We start from the raw sequence: 25,629 nt of genomic DNA, 5'->3' as shown, positions 1-25,629 counted from the left end.
GTCTACTATGATCAAGAAACGTGAATTACATGAGTGTCATGAGCTCTATGACCTGATGGTGCACCCGGATGTCTTCCCTTTCGTGCGTCAAAAAGCTCATTCCTATGAGGAGCTTCTCTTCTTAACGAAACAAACGATTGAAGCTGAGGAGCGTGGAGAACTCATTTCCCGTACGATTTTGGACGAATGGGGCAACCCGATCGGAACGATAAACTTATTTGATATTCAAGAAAATGCTGGGTTCCTGGGAACCTGGATTGGCAAACCCTATCATGGAAAAGGATACAATCAACCAGCCAAAGATGCATTCTTCGCTGAACTTTTCTTCGAATTAGGAATGGAAACCATATTCATGAGAATCCGCAAAGTGAATACCCGCTCCCAAAAAGCAGCAGAAAAACTTCCATATGTACTAAAAGCGAACGAAACAAGAAAATCTCTTTACGAACAATTAAATGCTCAAGAAGAGGTATATGATTTATATGAAATCCCCAAAGACTTATACACACTTTATTTATATCAGCTTCAACCTTCCCAAGAAGAAGATCAAGCTTTGGAAGCTTAGGATAAAAACCGATTTCCCTATGAGGAAATCGGTTTTTTGTTTTAAAAACAATCCATATAAGTTCCCCCTCTCTTTCTTCATACATAAATTCAAGTTACATCCGGGAAAAATATAGTGAAGAAAAAGGTTTATAGGAGGGCTTTCACAATGCCTATTCGAATTATTTTAGTCGTACTATCTTGGGGAAGCCTGCTGTTTCTCAAGAAGGAAACCATCATACGCTTTTCTCCCTCTGCGATTTTAGTGAGCTTCATTCTAACAACCATCACATTATGTAACTCGGTTCTAAAGTTTTGGGAGATTCGAGGAAGCAAACAAGAAAAATTGCTTGGTGATTTATCGTTTATTCTGGGTCCGTTCCTTTCTGCTACACTTTGGGTTTTCAGATTAACCTATAGATCCTTTCCACTCTATATGCTCTTAAACCTCTCCATTAATTATATATTTGCCTATCCCCTTACCTCATTTTTCGAGAATAAAGGCATATATAAATTAAAACGGATGAAGAACCATTATATGTACATGCTTACGATCAGCTATTCTATCATTATTTATTGGTATCAATCCCTTATCGAAAATAAATTCATGAACAAGAATGAAGACTTATCCTCTCAGAGATTCAGCGAGAAAACGAACGATATCATCGCAGAAAAATTATTATAGCTCACAAAAAAGGAGCTGCTGATAGTTGACAGCTTATCTTCATTCCAAAAGATAAGCACACACTAACAGGCAGCTCCCATTTTTTATTTCTTTTTCGCTACTTTCTCGAAATACAGATTCCTTACAACATAGGTTTTATAGTTTTCCAATTTTCTTTTTTCTAACGGATGATGACTGATTCCCATCTTTTTAAGCTCCTGAAGGTACCACCCTTTTGAAAATTGATAAGCCATTGTCCTTCTCCCCTTCAACCATTTATATACTATATGCTTAAAGGAGGGTACCATGACTTATTATCGGGACATTGATGAAAGTTCCTCATACATGTCTTGTATGGTATAGGCTTTTTGACTTTTTTCCATGTTGTGGATATAGGTATCTCTGTTTTCCTTTAACTCATTAACTTTCTTGAGGAAGCTCTCTTCGGTCAGCTCTTCTTCTTCAAGTTTTAATGCATAACCATGCTTTACGAAGCTGTTAGCGTTTAGGATTTGATCTCCACGGCTCGCTTCTCTTGATAGGGGGATCAGTAACATTGGTTTTTTCAACGCAAGAAATTCAAAGATCGAATTAGATCCTGCACGTGAGATCACATAATCCGTCATCGCTAAATAGTGAGGAAGATCACCTTTTATGAATTCATATTGCCGGTACCCTTTTTGGGTATAGGTTTCTTCGATATTCCCCTTCCCACAAATGTGGATGATTTGGAAATGGGAAAGGAGTTCATTCAGGTTCCCTCTTACCGCTTCGTTAATTTTTCTTGCACCAAGACTTCCACCCATAATCATCAATACAGGCTTGTCTTCATAATACCCGGTTAAACGTTTTCCTTCACTTGCATCTCCTGTAAACAGCTCTTCACGAATGATCGCTCCTGCACATAATGATTTATCACTTGGAAGTGATTGAACCGTTTCAGGAAAAGTGGTGAAGATTTTGGTGGCAAAAGGAACCGCTAATTTGTTCGCAAGTCCCGGTGTTACATCCGATTCATGAATCGCTACAGGAACCTTTGCAATCTTAGCAGCCATGACGACGGGAACGGAAACAAATCCCCCTTTTGAAAAGATGATGTCTGGTTTCGTCTTACGAATGACGTTTAAAGCATCAAACACACCTTTCATCACTCGAAATGGATCTGAAAAGTTTTTCCATGAAAAATACCTTCGGAGCTTTCCGCTTGAGATGCTTTCATAAGGAATATGGGGAAATTGTTCTGTTATGATTTCCTTTTCGATTCCGTCTTCTGATCCTATATACGTTATCTTCCATCCTTCTTTTTCAAAGTGTGGAATCAATGCTGTATTAACCGTAACGTGGCCTGCTGATCCGCCGCCTGTAAATAAAATGCGTTTACTCATATGTATAAACTCCTAACTTGATTTTCTACTAACCTTATCTTTCATCATTATACACTTTACCAAAAATGTCTGGAGGATAGAACTACGAAAATTTGACAAAAGAATAGGCTCCGTCAACCGGAACCCTTTCAATCTCTGCAACAAACGTGTTGAACGTTGTAATGATTTAATTTAATTAGAAAAGACCTTATCTCTTTTCAATATATAATTGGCTACATTTCTTCCGCTGATTGTAACCATTGGAGATCCACCACCCGGATGAGTCGTTCCTCCAACATAGAAGAGGTGTTCAATGTCCTTGCTAACGTTGGAAGGGCGAAGAAACGCTTCTGTCATCCGGTGGGAAGCCAGGCCATAAAGGGAGCCTTTATAGGCAGAGAATTTGTGTTTGATCGTATTCGGCGTGAATACCCTCTCTACTTCTAATGAGTTCCGAATTGGCAGCCCCTTTTCTTCTAATTTCTGATAAATCTTCTCTTTATACGCCTCGGCTTGTTCATCAGTCACCTCGACGGCTGGAGCATTCACAAGAATAAATAAATTACTTCCCTTGGTGATGTTAGGATCTGTGGCAGCTGAATGGCTAATATAGATGGTCGGGTCACTGGGCAGCTCTTTCTTCATGAAAATTTGCGAGAACTCCTTTTGATAATCTTCTGTGAAATACACTTGGTGATGATGAACGGAATCCTGATAGGCTCGTAACCCTGCCAAAATGACAAAAGCGGAAATGGAAGGTTCATAGGAGTCCAGCTTCCTATCAGGATGGCTTGGTCGCTCTTTCTCTTCAATAAGATTCTTCGTAGCCGTGATAAAATCCCCATTCACAATCACATCATGGGCAGGTACCGTTTCACCATTTTCTGTTACAACCCCCACTGCTCTTTTTTCCTCCACTATAATCTCTTTTATTCTTATGCCCAGATGAACCTTGCCTCCCAGTTCTTCAAAGAATCGGTAGAAGCCTTTTGCAATCTCTGGGTTTCCACCTATCGTATAATACACCCCTTCTTTCATCTCGAGATGGCCGATCAACGAGAAGGTCGCCGGGCACTCATATGGTGAAGATCCAATATATGTCGCATAACGATTAAACACTTTCAACACATCTTCATCCTGAAAGAACCTTCGGTGAAAATGATCCATCTTTTCAAAGGGACGGACCTTCATAAAGCTGTAGGATAGCTGCGGTGCGAGGTAATCCCGCCATGAACCAAAAACCCGATAGAAAAATCCCCGCTCGGCTAATGTGTATAGCTTTTCCACTTCCCTTAAATACTCTTTGTAATGAGATGCCCCGTACGGATCGAGTTTTTCAAGTTCCGTAATCATTTCCTCCGGGTCCGCTGATTGATATAGAATTCTCCCATTGTGAAAGACATTTTTTGTATGTTTTACAAGCCTTTCAAACTGAAAATAATGAGAAGAGTCTCCTCCTGCATCATTGATCACCGATTGAAATACTTCAGGCATGGTAATGGTATTAGGTCCAAAATCAAAGGTATACTCCTCGATTTCAACAGGCATCATTTTCCCTCCAGGATGAAGGTTCTCTTCTATGATCGTTACATTATAGCCTTTACTTTGGAGAGAAATACCTGCGGACAATCCCCCTAATCCACCTCCAATAATGACGATATCCTTCATGAATAGGTCCTCCCCTTCCAAGCGTATCCCTGTTTCTTCATTCCTCGCAGCATCGAAGCCCACATAATGATGATAAAGCTTATAGAAGCAATCGGCATGATAAGAAAATGCCACCTGGATTGATTGGATGCAATATCAATCATGAGGGTTTGTACCCATATCGCAACCAGCGGAACACAATAGCTCCATTCCCCTGCCATTAATCCATATAGGAACAGGGGAAGGGGCAATATGTAAAATACGAAGTAAAAAAGGGAAAGCAGAAAAACGGAAATTGGAGTTCTCCCTAATCCTATATAAATATTTTTTAAGAAACCCTCCCATACTTCCTTATTGGTATCATACATATGGCATGTCACGTCATATGTATTGTTGACGATTGTTACCTTCCAACCCTTTTCTTTCACTTTCCTCGCAATATGCACATCTTCTAATAAAGACGATTTCACTGCTTCATGACCACCGCACTCTTCATACGCTTCCTTCTTAAAAAACATAAAGGCCCCGTGAGCAGCGGTAAATGCTTTATTCGTCGTATGATTGGCAACTGCAATGGGTAAATGAAAGTATACCAGGAAGTGTTGAAAGGGAACCAGCATCTTACTGAGTAAAGTAGGTATGGGAAATTGCGGAAATCCCGTTACAAGCCCTGCATTGTATTGGTTCATCTGGAACAATACTTTCTCAATGATGGACGGGGACACCCTGACATCTGCATCAAGGAATAAATAATATGTTCCTCGGGCATGCTGACCCAGCTCCTTGCATGCATGGACCTTCCCCACCCATCCTTTTGGGAGTGGCTTTCCGTTGATGATTTTAAAGCGGGAATCCCCTTTCGTTAATTGGAATAGAAGTTCAGGGGTACGATCCGTTGAGCCATCATCTAATATGATAAATTCAACAGGCGAATGGGCAATCTTCTTAATACTTTCAATTAAACCTTCCACATTTCTTTCTTCATTCCTCATAGGAACAAGTACAGAAACAAGTTCATTCGAAGACAATTTACGAGAAAGCTTCGGTAAAAAGAGTAGATTGATGAACGTGACCAGAACAAACATGAACGTGATGAAGATAAAATAATTCAATGTCTTTACACCTCTACTTCCTTCTTTTCCAAAAGCTCAACCATTCACTATTCGTAGGAAAACCTTTTAGTAATAATTCAAAGCTTGAAATATCTTCATTTATGATATCGGACTTTAGGGACTCGATCCTTTTTTCCATAACAGTCCTTAGACAGTCTGTAAGCTCTTTTCTTGAATAATGCTTATTGTGATCTACTCCCTCATCACAGATTCTGATAAATAATTCAGGCCTTTGATCATGACGAAATGTGTAGTAGAACGTGACCAACGATACCTTTATTTCGGGATTACGTTCACTTAAGAAGCTTGGACCACTCATAAATGAAATAGGCCTCTTCTCAAGATGCTCTTCCTTGCCCTGCGGAAAGATCCAGACAGTTTTCTTCTCTTGCAGGCATTTCTCAGCAAACTTTAAGGAAGAGACCAAATCTTTGGGTGAGTCGGGGTTTACTGAGAATGCCCCGATTTTACGGAAAAAAGAGAAATCTTCCATCCCTTTCTGACTCATCATGGCGTAGCTGTCTTCTTTTACAACATAATGATTCAAGTAAAAGACCATCAATCCGTCCCACCAGCTTGAATGGTTTGCGAGTATCAAGTGACCGGAAGGAGATTTTCCAGACTCCCTGTGATCATCGATCCAAACACGATAAAAATGTTTCTTCAGCTGATAGGTAAGGTAGTGGGCCAAGAGGCGTTGAAATCTCCTGCTTTTTTTCGGTTCGATCATACTACCTTCTCCAATCGTTTTCTAAGTAAGAGAGACACACCGTAAAATGCAAGCGTAACCCAAACAGCCAGCCAAAGCCCTTCCACGATTGCCGTCACGATAAACATAAAGATCACGAGGTAATACAACCGTCTCATCCGCGAGCTCCAATGTGAAGAAACACCCTCGTGTTTTATCAAATAGTACAGGAAAAATTGAATGAAGAACGAAACAAAAAACCAGCCTAAGAAATTTTGAGTTGGAATATCATAATACATCCCTTCCTCATCCCATATCCAGTATTCCCGGCCTTTAAAAGCCACCGGATCAATAATCAGGTCCATCGTCACCGCTAAAATGGACGTAACTGTGCTATAGATAAACGCTGCCATTACAGTCTTTCTTCGGGATAGCAGGAATTCATAGTGTGCCATACTCGTGAAGATCACCATGACCCAGGCAAAGCCTATGGTGATGGGTACGCCAACCAGCTGAAAACCAAAGTCTTTTTCATAATGATAAGAGCCAAATATCAGACCATAATGAACGCCTAATGACTCTGCAAAAATCGTAAGCAGCATAATACACAACGCGATGATGGCCCCGATTTGTCCTCCGAATTTCTTCATTGCATAAAGAATAGCCAAAAAACCGGCCAAATATAAGAAAACGGCATTCGCCCATTGAAGGGATGGAGGAAGCCAATCAAGAGAAACAAGGATAATCCCCACTCCGTACCATATAAGAAATACGATCCAAATCCAGTCCTGCCATTCTTTAGTCATTATCTTCCTCTCCCACATGCTCTTTCTTTTCAACATCAATTATATAAGAGTGCAATGTTTAAATGCATATTTAACTCTCTGTCTCTCTAAAATGTGATACAGTATGATAGTGAATTTATCAAAAGCTCAAGGGAGTTATTCAAAGGAGTTCATTTTATGAGAGAAACCCATTCAGTCAAGGATAAAATCAAACAATTATCCATTATACTCATTCCCATTCTGGTCACCCAGTTGGGAATGTTTGCAATGAATTTTTTCGACACCATCATGTCAGGAAAGTATTCTCCGATAGACCTGGCCGGTGTTGCCATAGGTTCCTCCCTTTGGGTACCGGTATTTACAGGGTTAAGCGGCATCCTTCTAGCGGTTACCCCAATCGTCGCTCAATTAATAGGAGGAGGAAATAAGAAAGATGTTCCCCACACTGTGCTTCAAGGTGTATATGCAGCCATTGCTCTATCACTTTTCGTGATGATTATCGGTGCATTCGTTCTTAATCCAATTCTCAATGGAATGAATATTGAAACACAGGTCCGTACTGTTGCTAAAGATTATCTCATTGCCCTTTCATTCGGGATGATTCCATTATTCATCTACAATGTACTGAGATCATTTATTGATGCCCTGGGAATGACAAGGGTCACCATGTTTATTACATTGCTTTCCCTTCCGATAAATGTCGTATTTAATTATTTATTGATATTTGGAAAACTCGGTTTCCCTGCATTAGGAGGAGTCGGCGCTGGTTATGCTTCAGCTATCACCTATTGGGTCATTACACTCATTGCTTTTTGGGTTGTGCATACAAAAAGACCATTTAATCTATACTTTATCTTCAAAACCATCCATAAACCTGACCTCTTTAAATGGAAAGAGCTCTTTCAAATTGGGGTGCCGATCGGTCTATCTATTTTCTTTGAAGTAAGCATCTTTTCTGCTGTTACTTTATTGATGAGCAATTATGATACAGTCGTGATAGCAGCTCATCAAGCAGCGATCAATTTTGCATCCTTTCTCTATATGATCCCGCTCAGTATTTCCATGGCATTAACCATCGTTGTAGGGTTTGAGGTGGGAGCGAAAAGGCTGCGGGATGCAAAGATTTATAGCTGGATGGGGGTAAGCTTTGCATTACTATTGGCAGTCATATATGGTGTGATTTTGCTCGTGTTCCGATCAGAAATCTCGTACCTCTATTCAGATGATGCATATGTATTGGAATTAACGGCTCATTTTTTATTGTATGCTGTGTTCTTCCAGCTATCAGATGCCATTCAGGCTCCAGTACAAGGGGCGCTCAGAGGATACAAGGATGTCAATATCACCTTTATGATGGCACTCATATCCTACTGGGTGATTGGATTACCGCTTGGTTATGTTCTAGCCAACTACACTGCCTTTGGTCCGTACGGGTATTGGCTCGGCCTGACATCCGGCTTAACTGCAGGAGCCATCACGTTATCAGCCAGGCTCCTATTCATTCAGAATAAGTATAGAAAGCAATATAGTCTTATAAAACAATAAACACATAATTTAATTCCATTAGACATGGCAGATTTTTTTCGGCTGTGTCTATTTACTCCTTCACTGACGAAATACCTTTCCAAGCACATCCTTGCCCCCTGTAACAGGAATAATGGAACCGGTAATAAAATCGGATTCTTCCTGACATAGAAAAGAAATGATTCTCGAAAGGTCTTCACCCGTTCCAGGACGCCCCACCGGTGTGTTAGAATCATGATGTTCTTTCGCTTTATGAATCTCTTCTTCTTTCCATTCCCCAACGATGTCCCCGGGGCAGACCATGTTCGCCGTTATTCCATTACGCGCTTCTTCGATAGATATGGTTTTCGTAAAGGAAGCAAGTCCTGCTTTTGATGCCGCAAACGCGGAACGATAGATCCAGCCTGGTGATGTTTCAACTCGATCATATCCAAACGTGATAATTCTTCCCCATTTCTTTTCCCTCATTTTAGGAATAATCAACCTTGATAAGTAGAAAACACTATTTAAATTTCCGTTTACTATGTAGTTCCATTCTTCTGGGGAATAGTCAGTAAATGACTTCCGCTCTTTCACGTAGGGACCTGCATTATGAATTAAGATATCGACACTTTCCACTTCATTCAGAATTTCTGTTACCATTCGCTCACATTCTTCAGGTACAGAAATATCACCCTTGATGGCTATTAATTTATTGTTATATTTCCCCATCAAATGGGAAACCAGATTCTCAACAATTTGATCATTTTGTCTGTAGTTAATGATAACGGTATATCCTTGTTTCGAGAATTCCTCTACCGTTCGCCGACCGATCCCCTTCGATCCTCCCGTTATAAACACAACTTTTTCTTTCATCAAGTTCACTCCACGTACTCGTTATACTTCAATAGTAAGAATGATTATGTTGAATTGCAAATGTAAGCTCTTTAATAATGCATTCATATTCGACAATAGCCCCATTTTTTGTATATTTTATTTTGATAAGATTAAAATAACCTAAACAGGCTTCATCCTTTTTCGTACACAAAAAAACAACCTCTCCATAAGAGAGGCTGCTTTCATGATTGTGTTATATTATTTACCAATGAACTGTTGAGTCCAGTAGTTACCGTTTTCTACATGTCCTACACCGATGTGAGTGTAGTTAGAGCTTAAGATATTTTTACGGTGACCATCACTGTCCATCCATGCTTGTACTACTTCTTCTGGAGTAGGTTGACCCATAGCGATGTTTTCACCGGCAGAGCTGTATTGAATGCCGAACTGCTTCATCATGTCGAATGGTGAACCATAAGTCGGGCTATCATGAGAGAAGTAGTTATTCGCTTGCATATCACGAGACTTTTCACGTGCAACTTTGCTTAACTCAGTATCTACTTTAAGCGCTGGAAGACCTTGCTTTGCACGCTCTTGGTTCGTTAACTCCACTACTTTCTGCTCGTATTGACTTAATTGACCTGTTTCTTCACTTACCTTTTGTTCTGGTTGTTGTTGCTGTTCGTTTGCTGCAGATGCAGGAGCAGGAGCTTCTGCTTTTGGTGCTTCTTGTTTTTCAGGAGCTGGTGCTGGTGCTGGTGCCTCTGCTTTTGGTGCTTCAGCTTTCGGTGCTTCCTTAGCTGGCGCTGGTGCAGCCTGGGCTTGAGGAGCTTGTCCTTTTAATAGCTCTTGTACATTAATATTCTTACCATCAATTTGAAATTTTGATAGAGTATCTTGTACAAATTTATTTAAATCTTCTTGATTACCATTATATTTAAAAGTGTTCACCTGTTGTGAAACCTTATCTGGAGTTGGACATGGTGCTGCAGCCCCAGCTTTTCCTGCTGCGAATGGTGCTGCTAATAGTGTAAATGCTGTTGCTGTTGAAACCATCATTTTCTTGTTCATAAAAATGAATTCCTCCTTAGTGAATGTGTTTTTCTTGCTGCACATTCATCATACCACCCCGTTTTTGTTACATTTACGGGAGATCTTGGTAACTAGAAATCAATTGTTCTATTATGAAAGACAATTTTCCTATAGTACTATAGTAATCATTGATTCTAGTAGGGAGAAAGTATATTTGAAATGATTTACTTACATTTCCAATGGGTGTATTATTTAGCTCAGGAAACTAATTATTACCTGTATATCAGTATTGACAGCTTTTGAGCGGACCCAATTTTGTAACGGATGTTACAGTTACATTTCACAGAAAGCGCGATTTCACCCTAAAGATAGGTATTCTTTGCATTTTTTGTCAGATTCAACAATAATATATCCTTTGACCTGAAACCCAAGACGTTTTAGTTGTCTAACGCCCACATTGCATTCTATAAGATTACTCCCCATCACCACGATAGGACCATTAGGGATATCGTGTGAGTGCCTTCCTATATATCCACACGGGATCGCTATAATGTTATCGCAATCTTCTTTAGAGGAATCCTGATAATCCCGGACATCAACGACTACATGTCGGGAAGTTACCTCAAGAGAAGACCATTGTTTTGTTCTCACAGGGAAATATCGATAATACATCATATAAGAAAGTACACTAAAGAGAATTAAGCTTATTACTAGCATACTGGCATCATCCTTTTTAATAATCTAATCATCATTATATACCTAAGCAGGTATATAAGGAAGAAAAATGCTCAGAATGGGATGACTAATGTCTATCACTTGTCCTAATTTGCTATAACACAGCACCTAAATGTTAATATGTATCTTCAATCAATCGTAAGACCATTTCAAGATGTAGCTTTATTAAAGCAACTTTCTCTTCACTCGTCAGGTCCGATTCAATAATTCTCTTCGTAGCTGAGAGGTATTTTTCTTCTTTTGATTTACGCACTCTTGGATGACTATTGCCGTCCAATAGTTCACGTTTAATCGCTTCCTTCAGGATATTTTCTGAAGAAGCACCTTCACTTATTAACAATCGGTTTTTCCAGATCTGCCTGTAGGCTTCTAATAATACATCGAAAGATTCTAATGTCATATCCAAACAACCTTTACATAAAAAGTTAAATCATAAAGCATACTAGAAAAAAACGAAGAAAGGTGATGTACATGACTACACCCTATCGCTGTCCCAGCTGTAAAACAAATCGCACTCGATTTAATATTATACAACAAGTATCTCAGAGTGTGAAACTTGATCCTGCCTCTGGAGAAGTTGTTCAGAGTTATGAAGAAGGGCAGCTCGAGCCCTTTCATCTTGCATACAATGGACCTGATTTAAAAGTTCAATGTGCCGCTTGCGGTTTAGTAGAGGATGAAATGACGTTTAAGAAGTTTGGAGAAAGTACAATGTAAGGCATACAAAAAGGGTAACTGGATGACTCTGTCTCTCCGACAGATCTATCCGGTCACCCTTTTTGTATTTAGTGCTCATGCCAATTAATGATTGGATGCTTCTTTAAGCTTAGTTTCTTTTTCTTCTTCTGTTACATCTTTATTCGACATACGTAAAGGGATTTCTTCCATAAAGAACGTTAATACAAAACCAAAGAGAAGAATGATAGCACCGATAAAGAAGACATTCGTTAAAGCGAAACTTAACGCCTCTCTCACACCTTCGAGAATGGTTGCGTATATCCCTTGGAATTCTTTCGGTAATGTTGATTGTAATTCTTTTAATTTCTCACCATTCATAATGTTTTGAGGATCCTGAAGCTGCTTCAGTACTCCTGATGTTTCAGGATTCGTAAGTAGAGGTGAGTCTTTCACATCTGACATTTTCTCAGTCATTTTTGAAGACATGGAAGTATTCATCACGGTACCCATGATGGCTACACCAATCGTACCTCCGATTTGTCTGAATAATTGAGTGGCAGCGGTAGCCACACCAAGGAACTTATGCTGAACAGCGTTTTGAACGGTTAAAGTGAAAACCGGGAAGCTCAGCCCAAGACCTGTTCCTACTATAATAATATTGATTAGAGCCGTTGTATTGGTTGTGTTCGTATCCATAAAGGATAAAAGTATCATTCCTGCACTCATTACGAACAAACCGATTAGGGCTAGAAATTTATATCTGCCTGTCTTCGTGATGATCTGTCCACCAACTGTACTCGCGATCACCATACTTAATGTCATCGGCATCATCACCAAGCCCGACTTAGTGGCAGATGTCCCCATGACCCCTTGAATAAAGAACGGCATATACATGATGGCTCCAAACATTCCTGCTCCCAGGATAAATCCAATGATATTTGATAATGTGAAAATTTTATTTTTGAACAATTGAAGTGGAAGTACAGGATTGCTTGCTCTCTTTTCCGTAATGATAAATAAGACAAAAGATACCACCGTTGCTGACAGTAAACCTATAATCGGAAGGGAAACCCACTCATAATCATTTCCACCCCACGTAAAGGCCAATAATAATGGAATAATCGTCAGAGTAAGCATAATGGAACCTAAGTAGTCCACTTTCAATCCTCTATTTGGTTTCTGTGAAGGGAACATTTTATAAATCATTCCAAAGGCAATGAAACCAACAGGAAGGAACACCCAGAATACCCAGTGCCAGTCTGCATTATCAACAATCCAGCCACCTAATGTAGGACCGAACACACTTGCCAGACCAAATACACTGCTCATTAATCCCTGCCATTTCCCTCGTTCCCTTGGAGAGAATAAGTCCCCGACGGCCGTAAACGCAGTAGACATGATCATACCTGCTCCAAAACCTTGAATTCCTCTGAAAATGATTAATTGAAGGATTGATGATGAAAGTCCATTCAAGAATGAACCAATCATAAACACACCAATACCTAGTAGGATGAATGGCTTTCTTCCATACATATCTGATAATTTCCCTACTAAGATGGCCGTTACCGAACTGGTTAACATAAAGATTGTAAAAACCCAGCTATAGTAGTCAAGCCCACCAATCTCAGAAATGATTCTTGGTAATGCGGTCCCCACTATCGTTTGATTCAATGCCGCAAATAACATGGCTGACATGATGGCTATCATGATCATTACTTTTTTTCGATGTTCTAAGTGCTCCATTTTTAAGTCTCCCTTAATATTTATGATAAGAATAATTCACTTACTTAAGTAATTAAGCATAATAGAAGGGATGACCCATTCCGGTCAACCCTTGCTCCCTCATGCTTACACTTATTACTTGCGATTCGATGCTAATAGCTTTTCAAACAGTTCAATCAGGTGGTTAATCTCTTCTTTATCAAATTTCACAAATAGTTCCTGAAAGTATTGAGTCTTTTTTTCTTCACATTTAGCCAGCATATCAACGCCCTGATGTGTCAGAGCTAACTCTACTACTCTACGATCTTCGTTAGACCGCATTCTTGTGATATAGCCTTTTTCTACTAATGTATCCGTAATGGAAGTGATGTGACTTGCCGATACTTCCATACGTTTGGATATTTCCGAGGATTTCAATGCCCCATTCTCGCTAATGAGCTGAAGTACCCGGAATTCTCCATTGGAAATGAACTCACCAAAGATGGTTCGAATATCTGATTTCATCATTCTAAAAACGGATCGGAATAATCCCTCTAACTCGTACATTTCTTTTCCCACTAAAATCGACCTTTCTCACTTCTTGCACTAAATAAATAGTTCACTAAGTTAACTATTATAGTTTAAACATTTTCTTCTAATCTGTCAATGGTTATGAACCAGTCAAGATCATGATGGTTCTGACTCCCATCTTGGAGAATATAATGATACTGATCGATAGTCCGATCCCACATAGGAGACCGGTCAGCAACCGTAACGGATTCGTACTGGTTCTCCAGTTCCACTTCTGGGTGTATCCATCTGCCAGTAGGGGGAAGATGAGCATCCCCACATAAAGCAAATGAACGAATGTTACCAAAGGGAAATACAACCAAACGAACGGGATCCCGATTAGGATTCCCAAGAGAATTCCCATACAGCGAAAGCATAAGGGAAATTGCTTCCCCCTGACGACGAGTGAGCGTTCTCGTATTCTGTGACAGGGCATAAAGGATAATGTAAGGATGGCTTTCACTTCCTTCCCCTCCTATGGGCTGCAGTCCGGTGTGCAATCACAGTCCGGTGAATCACAATCAAATTTCTTTCCTAAGCGTGGAGAAGGAATGCAGTCAGGGGAATAAATTGCACAGTCCCAACAGTCATAAGCTCTATCCCTTTTATGTTTTTTCCGCTGATAGTACACGATCGTTGTTATAAACATAATCACACTGAACCCAATTAATCCAATAAAGATAACGAATTGCAGTTTCGTTTCATACATGCTTAAACCATACATTCCACTGATAAATAAGATTAGTTCTATACTAAACAATAGAAACACCATATAACGTTTCTCCTCACCTTAGGTTATTCCGTTATGTCTATCTCCTGCAAAGAACGTATTATTTCTGATTTATGTAAGTTTTCTCCAATTATGACAAAATTGGTTGGGTACTTCATATCTCCAGGCATGAACAGCGGCATGCCATATGAATATTGAAACAAGGTTGGATTTTTGCGTCCCTGTAATGGAACATAACCCTTCATTCTGTAAATGCCATCAGGTTGGTTTTTCACCCATTCCTCAAATGCTTCTCCTCTCACTGTTCCATCAAAGGAATATACGATCGCTTGTAAGGATAAATGTTCACCGATGGATGCTTTCTCATAGGAACCGCTCCTGTGATCAGCTTTCAAAGTGAATAAATCTTTCATCGACACCTTTGAATAGTTCGTTAAATATACCTTAGCATTGGGGTTAATTTGCTGAAGGTCATATGAGAATGTCCCTTGCTCCATTTCTGAAAGCAAATCCGTTTTATTCGCGACAATATATTGAGCATGACGAATCTGTTCTCTCATCAGATGTAAAACAGCTGGACTAAATTCATCCCTGTTTCTCCACTGTAAACCATCCACCACAGTAACAATCCCTCTAAATTCGAATTGATCGGCAAACAGAGGAGAAAGGATGGAATCGACCACCTCAACAGGATGTGCTGCTCCTGTCGTTTCTATCACTAATACATCGAAATCCTCGTTCATTAACAATTCCTGAAGCTGAGACTCCAGCTTTTCTGAAATGGTGCAGCAAATACATCCATCAAGCAACTCTCTTAAAGCCGTATCTTTTTCAACTTCATCACTATCAATGGAGACACTTCCCAGTTCATTCATTAAGACAGCCGGTTTTTTATTTTGATCCTTTAAGGACTCCAGCAATCCTTTTAATAACGTCGTTTTTCCACTTCCAAGAAATCCGGATAGTATATAAACATCTTTCTTCATTTAATCTTCCTCTCTATAGATCCTATACATATTCTATTAGAAAGTGCTTATGAACACAACGAACCAAAGCATCCACACCAACTATTTATGTAAAAGGGAGAATAGAGGATGAAGATTCTTTAGTAAAAAAGCGATTTCTTATTTTTACACGCATAGAATGAATAGACAGGAACCGCGACACTAAAGGATTATCTCTGGATGCCCCTTGTATCTTGTAGCTTTCAATAATAGCTGCTTCATTGCAGCCGAAATTATAAACAGTTAAAACTTTAAAGGTGGGGTTGTCATTGTACTACGAGAAGATTGTTCCGCTTAAACTTAGGGACTTTTTGAAGAATCCTTCTCATGAAACGTTGAAGGATCTTTTACTTCATAATACGGGCGAAACAGATTACGTTGATTTCAAATCAGATTGGATTGAATTCACAAAAATGGCGAAGCATATCCTCGCTATCTCCAATACGGGAGGCGGATGCATAATTGTAGGAGTGATGCAATATGATGATGGATCGTTAGAATTAAAGGGATTGACGGATGAGGAATTTTTAGATAAAGCAGATGTTGATAATAAACTGCAGCATCTGCTTCCTAAATATTTACGATACAGGACGGAGGATTTCATTTTCTCTAAAGGTATCCATCCATTGTTGGACTTAAAACGATTTCAGGTTCTTATCATTGATTATGATCCGCGTTATGTTCCCTATACTTCTATTGTGACCAGAGGTGAATTAAGGTATGGGGCCATATATGCGAGACAAGGGACGAAGACAATTGAAGCTACACACGAAAAGTTGGTGGACGTGATTCTTCGCAAAGTCCAGTCCGGGGGATCTGATAGTGATGAGCGTACATTAAAAGAGCATCTGGAACATCTTAAAATCCTGCATCTGGAACATAATCAAACTGAGGATTTGAAGTTCAAAAAATATCTACACGATTTAATTGTAAGAAAAATGAAAAAGATAGAAACCTTTCTTGACCTGGATTCTTCTGAGTTTCATTCTTGGTAAATCACTCAACTGTATTTAGAAAATCCCTGATAGCTTCTTGATTCTTTTGTTCGTCCATATCTAAAACCAGTCCTGCATTTACAGTCGAAAGGTCAGTAAAACTTCCTTCTACCGGTACACGAAGTGTGTCCACACGATTCACGGGTTTCAGCATTAATGACATACCATACTTTATCACTTCACTAATAGGCGTAGAGGTTTCTACGTTTTTTAAACCTTCTCTCATTAGGGAAACAACGGTTGTAATTCCTTCTCCGGACTGCATTTGCTCCATAAGACTTTTTTCTGCCAAAGCCATGATTTCCTGCTGCCGCTCCACTCGTCCAAAATCGCTTTTTATGTCTCCCCTAAACCTCACATATTGTAAGATTTCTTCTCCTTTTAATACTTGCTTCCCGGGATCCTTCGCCCATTTCCAATACTTGATCATCGGTTCTGACACTGTAACCCCGACCCCTTCTGGAAAAACGAGATCCATCATGTTTATGAAATCATTAAAATTCACTTTCACGGAATGGTGAATATCTATGTTGAAATTATTTTTTATCGTTTCGGCCAGGAGCTCTTCTCCCCCCCACGTATACGCATGATTAATTTTGCTCTTTTCAAATCCAGGGATGTTTACGAATGTATCCCTCATGATGGAAACAATCTTAATGGATGTCGATTGCGGCGTATATTGAGCAACCATTAAAACATCTGCACGGGCAGGTTCGTTTTTTCGTTGATCTGAACCGATTAGAAGGACATTAACAGGAGATTTTTTTTCCTGAAGGACTAAAGGAAAAATCGATTCATTATTTTCATCTAAGAAACGCTTTTGCGATTGAACTTCTTCTTTTGGTACCGGTTGTTCGCTCCCACCCCAGAAAGGCGAACAACTTACAACAATGAATACAGAATATAATAGAGCCAATAGTAACGCTGTTTTTTTCATAAGATCACCTCATATATACTCTCATTGTTGGTACATCTCATATATTCTATACGAGTAAGAAGAAACCAATAGCCAAAAAAAGATCTCAGGTGCTTTCACCTGAGATCTTCTACTTAATTATTTTTGTTTAATTCTTCAATCGCTCTTTTCACTTGCGGATCGTTTTCTTTTAGTTTATCTCGGAGATTGGACATAAGCTTAACCGTCGTCTCAGCATTTAACGTTCCAGTTACCTCTAGTTCATTCTTTTCCTGGAACTGCTTAACCGCTTTTGTTGTGTCCTCATCGTAATATCCATCAACGTTCCCTGGATTCAGGTCGAGAGCATTGAGCATTTGCTCTGCTGTTTTTACCTGATCCGATAAGTCTGATTCTTTAAGTTCTTTATCCGGATTGATATATGGAAGCTGTGCATAATCTGGCATTTTCGCTTCAATATCAGGTGTGATTCCTTTTTCATGTATCCAATTGCCATCAGGTGTTAACCACTTAGCCGTTGTGAATTTCATGTTAGAACCATCTTTAAAGGTTTCGGCTGTTTGAACCGTTCCCTTACCAAAGGTTTTTGTTCCAACAAGAGGAATATCGTTTGACTCACTTACAGCGGCTGCTAAGATTTCTGCAGCACTTGCGCTTCCTCCATCAACGAGAACGGCTGTTGGCACGCCTATTTTCTGCCCGGATTCGGAAACATACTTTTCCACTTTCCCGTTGCTGTCTTCTACTTGGAATAGAACTTCGCCTTCCGGTACAAACAAGTTAGAGATTTTCACAGCTTGATCCAGTAATCCACCTGGATTCTGTCTTAAATCAAGAACAAGTTTTTTCATGCCTTTATCGTTCATCTCATTTAATGCTTCAGTTAATTCTTTATACGTATTCTCTGAAAAGCTCGTAATTTGGATTTCAGCTACACCATTTTCTTTCATTTCTGCATAAACGGTTTCAATTGGAATCTCATCTCTGGTGATGGTAACTTGCATTGGCTTATCCTGCCCTGGTCGCTGAATGGTAAGTGTAACCTTTGTCCCTTTTTCTCCACGAATGAGGAGAACCGCATCGGTTACAGACATTCCTTGAATACTTTTGTCATCCACTTTAGTGATTGTATCATTCGGTTGCAAACCAGCTTTCTCTGCCGGTGAACCTTTTATTGGAGAAACGATGGATATATATCCTTCTTTCTCCTGTATTTCTGCACCAATCCCCTCAAATGAAGAGGAGATGCTTTCCTGGAACTTTTCTGCTTCTTCGACATTCATATAATCAGAATAAGGATCACCGACGCTATCAAGCATTCCATTAATAGCACCATTTACTAAAGTGTCCTGATCAAGATCTTTATAATAATTCTCATTTAACTTATCATAGGCTTCATAAAGTTTTTGAAATTCTGAACGTTCTGTAACCCCTACATTGACCGCTTTTTCATCTCCGAATGCCAGTGCAAATGTTGTAATTCCTGCCGTTGCAAATACAAGGAAGAACAGGAGCATAACAAATTTAAACTTCTTAATTTTTATAAAATTTGAATGGGTTTCTTGTTGTGACTGATCCGTCTTATCTTGTTCCAAAGCTTCCACCACTTTCGTTGCTATGTATCTTGTGTGAATTTATCGTCTACAATATCATGAAACATCTATCTTTAGCAATCATAAGCTCATAACTTCTTTATTCTATCAGCTTTTTAATATTAACGAAAGGAAAATCCATTGTCATGATTATGATGTGTCAAAATCGTTGTAAAAAAACCTACTGTACTGACAGCAAATAAAGAATATAAGAAAGACTCCATACCGATGATCGGCCAGCCAACTACCAGCACTATGCTATCAAAGACAAAGATTAATTTCCCCACATTAAAGTGAAAGCTTTTTCCGATCAATTGAGCTAGTAAGTCGGAACCGCCTGTTGCAGAGTTTCCTTTTAGCATTAGTCCGATTCCGATTCCAACGAAGGTCCCACCTAAAAAGGCGCTCATAAGGGGAGGCAAAGTGAAAATATTTTTCCATTGATAAAAAAAGTCTATCATTAATGAGGATAACCAGAGGCCATGGATACTATTATAGAAAAGCTTTCTGTCCACGAAAAAAGCCAGCATATATAATGGAACACTCAAAAGGATGATCGTAAGTCCCGGCTTAAAACCAAACCAATAATGGGCAATTAGCCCAACCCCAATCATTCCCCCATCCAGGAAATGGTGAGGCACGAAAAAAAGATCAATTCCGATCCCTACAAACACACTTCCTATAATAATAATGCTAAAAGTTCTCAACATCCGTTTCACCCGCTCACCTCAAATTGGACAGCCCCTATTATTGTTGTATGTAAGAAAGTGAGAAAACAGAACAAAAGCGGAGAGGGGGTGGGCAGCGGCGAGTTTCCTTAAAGGCAATATTACATATGACAAACACCAAAAGGGTCAGAAACCCAAAGCTCCTGACCCTTCAAAATCATTAAATCTTTTTCACATTGTTAAAATACTCTTCTAAAGACCAATCGTTTTCATGAATGACTTTAGCTGCATCCTTACCTACATATCTAAAATGCCAAGGCTCATATTGATACTGTGTAATCGAAACCTTATCTTCCGGATAACGGAGGATGAACCCATATTTATAGGCGTTCTCAGCAAGCCACTTGCCTTCCTTCGTATCGGCAAATTCAATGTTTACCTGGAAGTTATTGCTTTGACTCGAGATATCCATTGCTAAACCTGATTGATGCTCACTTTGTCCCGGCGGTGCTACGGCCATTACGGCTTTTTCTTCTCCGAACTGAGCAATTTCTCTTTCCAGCAGCATTTTTTGATATTCATACGAACGATAGCCTGAAATAGCTGTCAGCATAACACCATGTGCTTTAGCCTCAGCGAACATTTTCTCCAGCTGCTCTGCCGCTTCTTTACGAAGATATGCCTTTTCTAGTTCTTGATTACCAAATACGAACGGAACATTTGGGCGGACCAAATCAGTTGGTTTGTATTCATTTAATGCGTATTCCTTATTCACAAGAGCTAAAAGGTTGGAGGGATTTTGTATTATTTGTTTTCCGTCCACTACTTTCACTTCATTGAAGTATTGGGACTCTAATTGTAGTTCTGGAGGAACTGCTTCTTCCTCTGAAGGAGCAGGTTGTTCTTCTTCCGTTTGTCCATCCGGCTGATCCTGTGGAATTTGTTGCTTCGGTTCCTCTTTTTTCGTTTCTTGCTGTTTTTGGCCAAATAAATCCTCTGACCAATCTTGTACTTGCGAACATCCCGATAAGATAATCAAGGAAGCAGCAGTTACGAAGATGATCTTTTTCATACTTTCACCTAGTTTCTCTATAATAGTTCCATCCTTAATCTTACCATGTATCAGGTTTTCTGTAAGCAGGATAAACTTCATAAAATGAAAAACTGCTTATAAACCCGGAGATGGGAATGTAAGCAGTTTCTTTTGATAATAGATGGATCTACTCCCCAATAGCAGCTTCCAAAGCAACTTCAATCATTTCATTAAATGTTGTTTGACGCTCTTCTGCAGTCGTTTCTTCACCTGTTAAAATATGATCACTAACTGTCAGAACGGATAGTGCATTACGTCCATATTTAGCTGCTAATGTGTATAGAGCCGATGTTTCCATTTCAATTGCCAGAATTCCATATTGAGCCCATTTTTCATGCTCGGCATTGTCATTGTAGAACATGTCGGCAGTAAACACATTTCCTACCTTTAAGTTAAGGCCTTTTTCCACTCCGGCATCATATGCCCTTTTAAGTAAATCGAAGTTAGCTGTCGGTGCATAGTCAATACCGTTAAATGTTAATTTGTTCATTTGAGAATCAGTTGATGAGGTCATAGCCAGTATGACATCACGAACTTTAACATCCTTTTGGATAGCCCCACAAGTACCGACACGGATTAGGTTTTGGACGTTATAGCTTTGCATTAATTCGTTAATATAAATGGAAATGGACGGAACACCCATTCCTGTTCCTTGAACGGAAATTCTTTTCCCTTTATATGTTCCTGTGTATCCAAACATATTACGGACTTCGTTATAGCAGGTTGGATTTTCCAGAAATGTTTCTGCAATGTACTTTGCTCTAAGGGGATCTCCTGGTAATAAAACCGTTTCTGCTATTTCATTTTCTTTTGCATTAATATGTATACTCAATTTACTTTTCCTCCTAACTAGACTGTTGAAACACCATTGTAATCCTTTTTTATTTCTTATGCAACGAATGAAAATGGAAGGATAGAAAGCGGAGCATGGGGTCAAACTAACGTCAGAAGGAGGGATCCACATGACTAAAGAAAAAATGAGTAAGAAACTAAAGCAAGCAGTACAGCATGCAAATGAAACAAACCCTTCTACCCGTTCCGGGACACAACCTAACTCTTCAAGAACTGAAAGACTTAAATCATAACGGGGAGGAAAATTTGAATGGGTAAAAAACACCGAAACAGAATCAATGCTCCTAAGAAAAATAACCATATTTCCAAAGAAGCACTAGATGCTGAACACAATGCACATGCCAAAGAAAATTCAGCCCAGAATCGAAAAAACGGCCCGGGCAATCACATATAAAAATTCTCCATAAAATAAAGGAAAGAATCTTACCGACATGGATGATTCTTTCCTTTTTGTGTTACGCCTGCTTATTTAATGGATCACGATCCGGTTCACTCTTTTCCACCCATTTGACTGAAGGCGATAATAATAATGACCTCTCCGTCCTTCGTCAATAAAAATGATATCACGTGTAGCAATGTACCTGCCTTGATAATCTTTAGGAACTAGGTCTGGTACGTTAAATGTTCTGAACGTTTCATATAGGGCTTCTTCATGATTATTAGCTTCAACAGAGATTCGATATACCTTTTCATAGCCTTTGTTCTCTCCATACTTAGGAGTTTGGAAAATGGTCATGTCATAGGTCGATCTCAAAAGCTTAGGACGAATGATTTTTTCAAGTAAAGGCATGAGCACCCCTCCGTCATTAAGTTGTACTCATACTATTACACATAGACCTTGTCGAATCCTTCATGGAAACATAAGAATCTTTGTCGAATCGATCGGATTAAGCGAATTTATTAATCACTTCTCGCAGTTTTGATGAAAGAACAGGAATGTCCGACTTTCTTATCGTCATTTTCACCATGGATTCGTCCATTTCAAGAGCTTCCGCTAAAAATCCGCCTAACCCTCTTGCACGTCGATCCACTTCTAAAAGAAGATCCAATTGTTCTTCCGATTGATTCATGAACATCACTTCAAGTTCATCTAATTTTCGTTGGTACGGACCATTTACCGGTACGAATTCAAATTCCTGTATGAATGGGTAGCGACCTCTGTAGCGACGTGGTGCTTGCTCACATTCAACCTTACGAATTCTGAAGCCAAGTTCCTGAACAGATGTAAGCACAGCATTCGTCAATTCATTCGGCACGATTTCAATATAATCTTTGTCTTTGGGATCTACTGCATTTTTAATGTCTAAACCCGTGGCTACCCACACCCTTGTATTCCCATATGTGATTGGGGTTTCAAATGGTAAGGTAAAGGTAAAAGGAAACTCTTTCTTTTCATTTTCGCCAATGGTAAAAGGCTCGGATATCTGTACTTTTTGAATAGGAGCATAATCAGTGTACTTCTTGTCGTCTGATTCTCGAATATATGTAGTAAAGAGAGTTAAATAAATAGCATCGATGTTTTGATCTGCGCTCCCTCCGGTTATTTCTACTATACCCTTTGCTGTTTCCCCTGCTTGATAGCTTGATTTTTCTAATTTTGTATCTACTGTCGCTGCTCCAATTCCAATTGACGCAAATACTTTGTTAAAAAAAGACATGTTAAATTCCTCCTCTATTATCTTTCTTGTAATGTGTGAATCACTCTGGATAATTCCACAATGAGCTCCGCAGCGTCCCTGAACCCTAAATCAATTTGTAGAAGTCTTCGAATCAACATCCTGGTATTATGATGAATGGCCAGTTCTGCTTCCCAACTTCTTTCCTTTCTCATCGTCGGTTCGTAAGAAGAATACAGTAAAAACAACAGAAAATGTCCGATTGCGTAGAAATCACTCTTCACAGACTTATCCCTCATATAATCCTTATGTTTCTCTGGAATAGTCTCTGATGTTGTATTCATTTCACAAGCAAGGCCAAAGTCTATTATTTGAAGAGTCCCATGATCCAATAGAATATTAGGGATCCTTAAATCTCTATGAACGTATCCCCTTTCATGAATCCATTGAACCAAGGTAACTAATTGTACACCTAACTTTAGTGATTCTTCTTCGGAGTAGGTTTTTCCTTCTATAAAAATTAACTCCTCAAATGTTTGACCGTTCATTTTTTCCATAATGAAATAAGGAGTCTTTCCATACTCACCTGCTGCATATACGGATGGAAACTGAGGATGAGATAAAGTTTGTAGTGCATTCATTTCATTTTGAACATATTGGACGTGATTAGAAAATAACTTTTTGTAAGGGCGTATTCTTTTTAAAATGGCTTCTTTTCCATTCGAATGGTTGATAACCAAGTAAGTGGTACCATAGCTTCCTTTTCCAACTAATCGGATGATATGGAAGCCATTGATGTTTTCTCCCGGTTTCCACGTCTGTTCAAAACCATCGATCAGTCTGCGAAAAAGAGTGTGTATCATATCACATTCCTCTCATTCCATCAGCTGCTAAAAAAGCTGGAAAAAAAGCTTTTACTTTTATGCTTCTTATAATGTTGATGTCCAAAGTGTTTATGTTTAGGTGATTTATACTTTCTCCACGCATCACTGGAGCTATATCGATGATGTTTCGAACTTAACAAACCTTTGATTATTTTTCTTAACATAAACAAACCTCCCTAAAATGATTCATTTTCACTTGTATTACTATATACGTTTCATTTTGAAATTAGTTTCAATTCCATAAAATATATTAGTGGAGCGTGATCACTTGACCTCTTCACCGATTCAAAAGATTTTAAACCTGATCAAGACCGGGAGCAATGACCACACGAGACCTCTTCTGAACGAGGGGTATATATGTAAGCTCTACAATGCAACCGAAAGCCCTACTCCCCTGGTCTACTTCCCTCAGGATCAAGAACTGTATGAACTGATTGTGAACAAAGTAAAGAATGCTAACCTTAATAACGTAACAAGAACCGCATGTTATCTTGACTTTTTCAAGAAACACCCTGAAATCCACTGGTCTTTTCTTGCTCATATGGTATCAAGAAATGCTGGTTATCATATGACAGACATTCGAAACAATCTGCTCTCATATGTATTGGATAATAATGATCAAAAAGCGTTATTCTCATTTCTCGAGCTATGTAATGCAGCCATCTTTCATGATGCCTACCCTCAATTATTACTATATGAACAATGGAAAAGAACGGGACATTCTTCCTTTCACCTCCTAAAAAAATTCAACGTTTCCATTTTCATGATGAATATCTGGAATGACTTTCTTACTACCGGTAATGAACAAGTTTTAACCATTGGACTCATCATGAATGAGCAGCATATGATTCAAAAGAGAATATTAACAGAAATGAAAAAACCTATTGGAGTAGAAGAGTGGCTTTTTCTCTTGCAGGACCGTTTAGAATTTGCTTCCATTCTCTTTCCATATGGAAAACATTCCCCCTGCTCTCTTGCAGGGCTTTCGGTATCTCACTTTGAGCAGGTAAAGCGAAGGATTGTGTTAGGCAAGAAATTATACAGTATATTATTTCATGACACTGTCTTTCCTACATCTTATTCCTTTGCGATTAACCATTCACATAGCGGATCAAGAGCAGATTACTGGCCTCATGTTTATTCGAAAAAAAACAAAAAAACTCGGCTGTATAGTCCAACACTGTGTTCTGCCTGGGATAACATCCCTCCTTTGACACTCTCTTCGACTGACTGGTTTACGGACCAGTCAATTGAAGTGATGGAGCCGTTGTTGACGATGATGGTACCCGGTCATTTTTCCATGACAAAAAAGTGGAAAACGTTGACCTCATTCCTGGTTAATCTAAAGCGGGATTAACTCAAAATAAAGTGCCTGCATGTTTCGAAAAACATGACAGACACTTAAGAGTTAATCCCCAGT

The 25,629-nt window shown here is 39.2% G+C and carries 31 protein-coding genes; 8 read left to right on the top strand and 23 right to left on the bottom strand.

Going from position 1 to position 25,629, the window contains the following annotated elements; genetic code table 11:
• Positions 1–7 precede the first annotated feature (7 nt).
• Both ACFQWC_RS04245 and ACFQWC_RS04240 read left to right on the top strand, forming a co-directional pair.
• Positions 8–565, top strand: a complete 558-nt coding sequence (locus ACFQWC_RS04245) for a GNAT family N-acetyltransferase (protein WP_299737670.1) — start codon at positions 8–10, stop codon at positions 563–565.
• 147 nt (positions 566–712) lie between these two features.
• Positions 713–1,228: a hypothetical protein gene (locus ACFQWC_RS04240; RefSeq protein WP_299737672.1), complete on the top strand. Its 516-nt coding sequence runs from the start codon at positions 713–715 to the stop codon at positions 1,226–1,228.
• 83 nt (positions 1,229–1,311) lie between these two features.
• Here ACFQWC_RS04240 and ACFQWC_RS04235 read toward each other — a convergent pair whose 3' ends face one another.
• The 6 genes from ACFQWC_RS04235 to ACFQWC_RS04210 form a co-directional block, all read right to left on the bottom strand.
• Entirely contained in the window at positions 1,312–1,461 is a 150-nt protein-coding gene (locus ACFQWC_RS04235) for a DUF2639 domain-containing protein (RefSeq protein ID WP_299737674.1), read from the bottom strand.
• A gap of 60 nt (positions 1,462–1,521) precedes the next feature.
• Entirely contained in the window at positions 1,522–2,592 is a 1,071-nt protein-coding gene (locus ACFQWC_RS04230) for an undecaprenyldiphospho-muramoylpentapeptide beta-N-acetylglucosaminyltransferase (RefSeq protein WP_299737676.1), read from the bottom strand.
• 171 nt (positions 2,593–2,763) lie between these two features.
• Complete coding sequence (locus ACFQWC_RS04225; protein WP_377106171.1) at positions 2,764–4,239, bottom strand: phytoene desaturase family protein; 1,476 nt, start codon at positions 4,237–4,239, stop codon at positions 2,764–2,766.
• Positions 4,236–5,330 carry a glycosyltransferase family 2 protein gene (locus ACFQWC_RS04220; protein ID WP_341356497.1) on the bottom strand — a complete coding sequence of 365 codons (1,095 nt, stop codon included), beginning with the start codon at positions 5,328–5,330 and terminating at the stop codon, positions 4,236–4,238. The genes ACFQWC_RS04225 and ACFQWC_RS04220 overlap by 4 nt, the downstream gene beginning before the upstream one ends.
• 13 nt (positions 5,331–5,343) lie before the next feature.
• On the bottom strand, positions 5,344–6,060 hold the full coding sequence (locus ACFQWC_RS04215) for a lysophospholipid acyltransferase family protein (RefSeq protein ID WP_341356498.1): 717 nt from the start codon (positions 6,058–6,060) through the stop codon (positions 5,344–5,346).
• Positions 6,057–6,824 (bottom strand): carotenoid biosynthesis protein, encoded by a 768-nt coding sequence (locus tag ACFQWC_RS04210; protein ID WP_299737684.1) that lies wholly within the window; start codon positions 6,822–6,824, stop codon positions 6,057–6,059. The genes ACFQWC_RS04215 and ACFQWC_RS04210 overlap by 4 nt, the downstream gene beginning before the upstream one ends.
• 156 nt (positions 6,825–6,980) lie before the next feature.
• On the opposite strand from ACFQWC_RS04210, the gene ACFQWC_RS04205 reads away from it, so the two are divergent.
• The gene (locus ACFQWC_RS04205; RefSeq protein WP_377106168.1) at positions 6,981–8,348 is read left to right on the top strand and encodes an MATE family efflux transporter; all 1,368 of its coding nucleotides are present in this window, start codon (positions 6,981–6,983) and stop codon (positions 8,346–8,348) included.
• A gap of 60 nt (positions 8,349–8,408) precedes the next feature.
• Here the strand turns inward: ACFQWC_RS04205 and ACFQWC_RS04200 are convergent, their stop codons facing one another.
• The 4 genes from ACFQWC_RS04200 to ACFQWC_RS04185 all read right to left on the bottom strand — a co-directional run bounded on the left by ACFQWC_RS04200 (position 8,409) and on the right by ACFQWC_RS04185 (position 11,310).
• On the bottom strand, positions 8,409–9,182 hold the full coding sequence (locus tag ACFQWC_RS04200) for an SDR family oxidoreductase (protein WP_299737689.1): 774 nt from the start codon (positions 9,180–9,182) through the stop codon (positions 8,409–8,411).
• 219 nt (positions 9,183–9,401) lie between these two features.
• Positions 9,402–10,214, bottom strand: a complete 813-nt coding sequence (locus ACFQWC_RS04195; protein WP_377106166.1) for a CAP domain-containing protein — start codon at positions 10,212–10,214, stop codon at positions 9,402–9,404.
• 318 nt (positions 10,215–10,532) lie between these two features.
• Positions 10,533–10,892: a hypothetical protein gene (locus tag ACFQWC_RS04190; RefSeq protein ID WP_377106164.1), complete on the bottom strand. Its 360-nt coding sequence runs from the start codon at positions 10,890–10,892 to the stop codon at positions 10,533–10,535.
• A 133-nt stretch (positions 10,893–11,025) separates the two neighbouring features.
• Positions 11,026–11,310 (bottom strand): hypothetical protein, encoded by a 285-nt coding sequence (locus tag ACFQWC_RS04185; protein ID WP_341356502.1) that lies wholly within the window; start codon positions 11,308–11,310, stop codon positions 11,026–11,028.
• A 71-nt stretch (positions 11,311–11,381) separates the two neighbouring features.
• On the opposite strand from ACFQWC_RS04185, the gene ACFQWC_RS04180 reads away from it, so the two are divergent.
• The gene (locus ACFQWC_RS04180) at positions 11,382–11,627 is read left to right on the top strand and encodes a DNA alkylation repair protein (RefSeq protein WP_044336558.1); all 246 of its coding nucleotides are present in this window, start codon (positions 11,382–11,384) and stop codon (positions 11,625–11,627) included.
• An 84-nt stretch (positions 11,628–11,711) separates the two neighbouring features.
• Here ACFQWC_RS04180 and ACFQWC_RS04175 read toward each other — a convergent pair whose 3' ends face one another.
• The 5 genes from ACFQWC_RS04175 to ACFQWC_RS04155 form a co-directional block, all read right to left on the bottom strand.
• Complete coding sequence (locus ACFQWC_RS04175) at positions 11,712–13,331, bottom strand: MDR family MFS transporter (protein WP_299737696.1); 1,620 nt, start codon at positions 13,329–13,331, stop codon at positions 11,712–11,714.
• A 114-nt stretch (positions 13,332–13,445) separates the two neighbouring features.
• Positions 13,446–13,856 (bottom strand): MarR family winged helix-turn-helix transcriptional regulator, encoded by a 411-nt coding sequence (locus ACFQWC_RS04170; RefSeq protein ID WP_377106161.1) that lies wholly within the window; start codon positions 13,854–13,856, stop codon positions 13,446–13,448.
• Between the two features lie 103 nt (positions 13,857–13,959).
• Complete coding sequence (locus ACFQWC_RS04165; protein WP_377106159.1) at positions 13,960–14,322, bottom strand: DUF2085 domain-containing protein; 363 nt, start codon at positions 14,320–14,322, stop codon at positions 13,960–13,962.
• Between the two features lie 12 nt (positions 14,323–14,334).
• Entirely contained in the window at positions 14,335–14,631 is a 297-nt protein-coding gene (locus tag ACFQWC_RS04160; protein ID WP_299737702.1) for a hypothetical protein, read from the bottom strand.
• A 23-nt stretch (positions 14,632–14,654) separates the two neighbouring features.
• On the bottom strand, positions 14,655–15,575 hold the full coding sequence (locus tag ACFQWC_RS04155; protein ID WP_341356504.1) for a CobW family GTP-binding protein: 921 nt from the start codon (positions 15,573–15,575) through the stop codon (positions 14,655–14,657).
• Positions 15,576–15,862: 287 nt separating this feature from the next.
• Here ACFQWC_RS04155 and ACFQWC_RS04150 point away from each other — a divergent pair, with 287 nt between their 5' ends.
• Positions 15,863–16,588: an AlbA family DNA-binding domain-containing protein gene (locus ACFQWC_RS04150; protein ID WP_299737706.1), complete on the top strand. Its 726-nt coding sequence runs from the start codon at positions 15,863–15,865 to the stop codon at positions 16,586–16,588.
• A gap of 1 nt (position 16,589) precedes the next feature.
• Here ACFQWC_RS04150 and ACFQWC_RS04145 read toward each other — a convergent pair whose 3' ends face one another.
• The 5 genes from ACFQWC_RS04145 to deoD all read right to left on the bottom strand — a co-directional run bounded on the left by ACFQWC_RS04145 (position 16,590) and on the right by deoD (position 21,689).
• Positions 16,590–17,525 (bottom strand): LCP family protein, encoded by a 936-nt coding sequence (locus tag ACFQWC_RS04145; protein WP_377106157.1) that lies wholly within the window; start codon positions 17,523–17,525, stop codon positions 16,590–16,592.
• 113 nt (positions 17,526–17,638) lie between these two features.
• The gene (locus tag ACFQWC_RS04140) at positions 17,639–19,099 is read right to left on the bottom strand and encodes a lmo1851 family serine protease (protein WP_299737710.1); all 1,461 of its coding nucleotides are present in this window, start codon (positions 19,097–19,099) and stop codon (positions 17,639–17,641) included.
• Positions 19,100–19,218: 119 nt separating this feature from the next.
• Positions 19,219–19,806, bottom strand: coding sequence for a YitT family protein (locus tag ACFQWC_RS04135; protein WP_377106154.1), 588 nt, complete (start codon positions 19,804–19,806; stop codon positions 19,219–19,221).
• A 178-nt stretch (positions 19,807–19,984) separates the two neighbouring features.
• Positions 19,985–20,836, bottom strand: coding sequence for a M15 family metallopeptidase (locus ACFQWC_RS04130; protein WP_299737714.1), 852 nt, complete (start codon positions 20,834–20,836; stop codon positions 19,985–19,987).
• Between the two features lie 148 nt (positions 20,837–20,984).
• Positions 20,985–21,689: a purine-nucleoside phosphorylase gene (deoD, locus tag ACFQWC_RS04125; RefSeq protein WP_299737716.1), complete on the bottom strand. Its 705-nt coding sequence runs from the start codon at positions 21,687–21,689 to the stop codon at positions 20,985–20,987.
• Between the two features lie 130 nt (positions 21,690–21,819).
• On the opposite strand from deoD, the gene ACFQWC_RS04120 reads away from it, so the two are divergent.
• Together ACFQWC_RS04120 and ACFQWC_RS04115 are read left to right on the top strand one after the other, a co-directional pair.
• Entirely contained in the window at positions 21,820–21,942 is a 123-nt protein-coding gene (locus tag ACFQWC_RS04120) for a hypothetical protein (protein ID WP_268876310.1), read from the top strand.
• Positions 21,943–21,959: 17 nt separating this feature from the next.
• Positions 21,960–22,103 carry a hypothetical protein gene (locus ACFQWC_RS04115; RefSeq protein ID WP_172655602.1) on the top strand — a complete coding sequence of 48 codons (144 nt, stop codon included), beginning with the start codon at positions 21,960–21,962 and terminating at the stop codon, positions 22,101–22,103.
• A gap of 75 nt (positions 22,104–22,178) precedes the next feature.
• Here ACFQWC_RS04115 and ACFQWC_RS04110 read toward each other — a convergent pair whose 3' ends face one another.
• From ACFQWC_RS04110 to ACFQWC_RS04100, 3 genes are all read right to left on the bottom strand, one after another.
• Positions 22,179–22,499: a YodL domain-containing protein gene (locus tag ACFQWC_RS04110; protein WP_299737722.1), complete on the bottom strand. Its 321-nt coding sequence runs from the start codon at positions 22,497–22,499 to the stop codon at positions 22,179–22,181.
• A 97-nt stretch (positions 22,500–22,596) separates the two neighbouring features.
• Positions 22,597–23,367 carry a sporulation protein gene (locus tag ACFQWC_RS04105; protein WP_299737724.1) on the bottom strand — a complete coding sequence of 257 codons (771 nt, stop codon included), beginning with the start codon at positions 23,365–23,367 and terminating at the stop codon, positions 22,597–22,599.
• Between the two features lie 17 nt (positions 23,368–23,384).
• Positions 23,385–24,188, bottom strand: coding sequence for a serine/threonine protein kinase (locus ACFQWC_RS04100; protein ID WP_377106150.1), 804 nt, complete (start codon positions 24,186–24,188; stop codon positions 23,385–23,387).
• Positions 24,189–24,477: 289 nt separating this feature from the next.
• On the opposite strand from ACFQWC_RS04100, the gene ACFQWC_RS04095 reads away from it, so the two are divergent.
• Complete coding sequence (locus ACFQWC_RS04095) at positions 24,478–25,566, top strand: DUF2515 family protein (protein ID WP_299737728.1); 1,089 nt, start codon at positions 24,478–24,480, stop codon at positions 25,564–25,566.
• Positions 25,567–25,629 lie beyond the last annotated feature (63 nt).

This window comes from Rossellomorea sp. GCM10028870 (assembly GCF_042666755.1).
GTDB lineage: Bacteria > Bacillota > Bacilli > Bacillales > Bacillaceae_B > Rossellomorea.
Note: the sequence above shows the minus strand (reverse complement) of the source record. Positions and strands in the feature narration are given on the sequence as shown.

Coding starts and splice junctions, on each gene's coding strand:
- ACFQWC_RS04245 (WP_299737670.1), top strand. CDS start 8: ATGATCAAGAAACGTGAATTACATGAGTGTCATGAGCTCTATGACCTG.
- ACFQWC_RS04240 (WP_299737672.1), top strand. CDS start 713: ATGCCTATTCGAATTATTTTAGTCGTACTATCTTGGGGAAGCCTGCTG.
- ACFQWC_RS04235 (WP_299737674.1), bottom strand. CDS start 1,461: ATGGCTTATCAATTTTCAAAAGGGTGGTACCTTCAGGAGCTTAAAAAG.
- ACFQWC_RS04230 (WP_299737676.1), bottom strand. CDS start 2,592: ATGAGTAAACGCATTTTATTTACAGGCGGCGGATCAGCAGGCCACGTT.
- ACFQWC_RS04225 (WP_377106171.1), bottom strand. CDS start 4,239: ATGAAGGATATCGTCATTATTGGAGGTGGATTAGGGGGATTGTCCGCA.
- ACFQWC_RS04215 (WP_341356498.1), bottom strand. CDS start 6,060: ATGATCGAACCGAAAAAAAGCAGGAGATTTCAACGCCTCTTGGCCCAC.
- ACFQWC_RS04210 (WP_299737684.1), bottom strand. CDS start 6,824: ATGACTAAAGAATGGCAGGACTGGATTTGGATCGTATTTCTTATATGG.
- ACFQWC_RS04205 (WP_377106168.1), top strand. CDS start 6,981: ATGAGAGAAACCCATTCAGTCAAGGATAAAATCAAACAATTATCCATT.
- ACFQWC_RS04200 (WP_299737689.1), bottom strand. CDS start 9,182: ATGAAAGAAAAAGTTGTGTTTATAACGGGAGGATCGAAGGGGATCGGT.
- ACFQWC_RS04195 (WP_377106166.1), bottom strand. CDS start 10,214: ATGAACAAGAAAATGATGGTTTCAACAGCAACAGCATTTACACTATTA.
- ACFQWC_RS04190 (WP_377106164.1), bottom strand. CDS start 10,892: ATGCTAGTAATAAGCTTAATTCTCTTTAGTGTACTTTCTTATATGATG.
- ACFQWC_RS04185 (WP_341356502.1), bottom strand. CDS start 11,310: ATGACATTAGAATCTTTCGATGTATTATTAGAAGCCTACAGGCAGATC.
- ACFQWC_RS04180 (WP_044336558.1), top strand. CDS start 11,382: ATGACTACACCCTATCGCTGTCCCAGCTGTAAAACAAATCGCACTCGA.
- ACFQWC_RS04175 (WP_299737696.1), bottom strand. CDS start 13,331: ATGGAGCACTTAGAACATCGAAAAAAAGTAATGATCATGATAGCCATC.
- ACFQWC_RS04170 (WP_377106161.1), bottom strand. CDS start 13,856: ATGTACGAGTTAGAGGGATTATTCCGATCCGTTTTTAGAATGATGAAA.
- ACFQWC_RS04160 (WP_299737702.1), bottom strand. CDS start 14,631: ATGGTGTTTCTATTGTTTAGTATAGAACTAATCTTATTTATCAGTGGA.
- ACFQWC_RS04155 (WP_341356504.1), bottom strand. CDS start 15,575: ATGAAGAAAGATGTTTATATACTATCCGGATTTCTTGGAAGTGGAAAA.
- ACFQWC_RS04145 (WP_377106157.1), bottom strand. CDS start 17,525: ATGAAAAAAACAGCGTTACTATTGGCTCTATTATATTCTGTATTCATT.
- ACFQWC_RS04135 (WP_377106154.1), bottom strand. CDS start 19,806: ATGTTGAGAACTTTTAGCATTATTATTATAGGAAGTGTGTTTGTAGGG.
- ACFQWC_RS04130 (WP_299737714.1), bottom strand. CDS start 20,836: ATGAAAAAGATCATCTTCGTAACTGCTGCTTCCTTGATTATCTTATCG.
- ACFQWC_RS04120 (WP_268876310.1), top strand. CDS start 21,820: ATGACTAAAGAAAAAATGAGTAAGAAACTAAAGCAAGCAGTACAGCAT.
- ACFQWC_RS04115 (WP_172655602.1), top strand. CDS start 21,960: ATGGGTAAAAAACACCGAAACAGAATCAATGCTCCTAAGAAAAATAAC.
- ACFQWC_RS04110 (WP_299737722.1), bottom strand. CDS start 22,499: ATGCCTTTACTTGAAAAAATCATTCGTCCTAAGCTTTTGAGATCGACC.
- ACFQWC_RS04105 (WP_299737724.1), bottom strand. CDS start 23,367: ATGTCTTTTTTTAACAAAGTATTTGCGTCAATTGGAATTGGAGCAGCG.
- ACFQWC_RS04100 (WP_377106150.1), bottom strand. CDS start 24,188: ATGATACACACTCTTTTTCGCAGACTGATCGATGGTTTTGAACAGACG.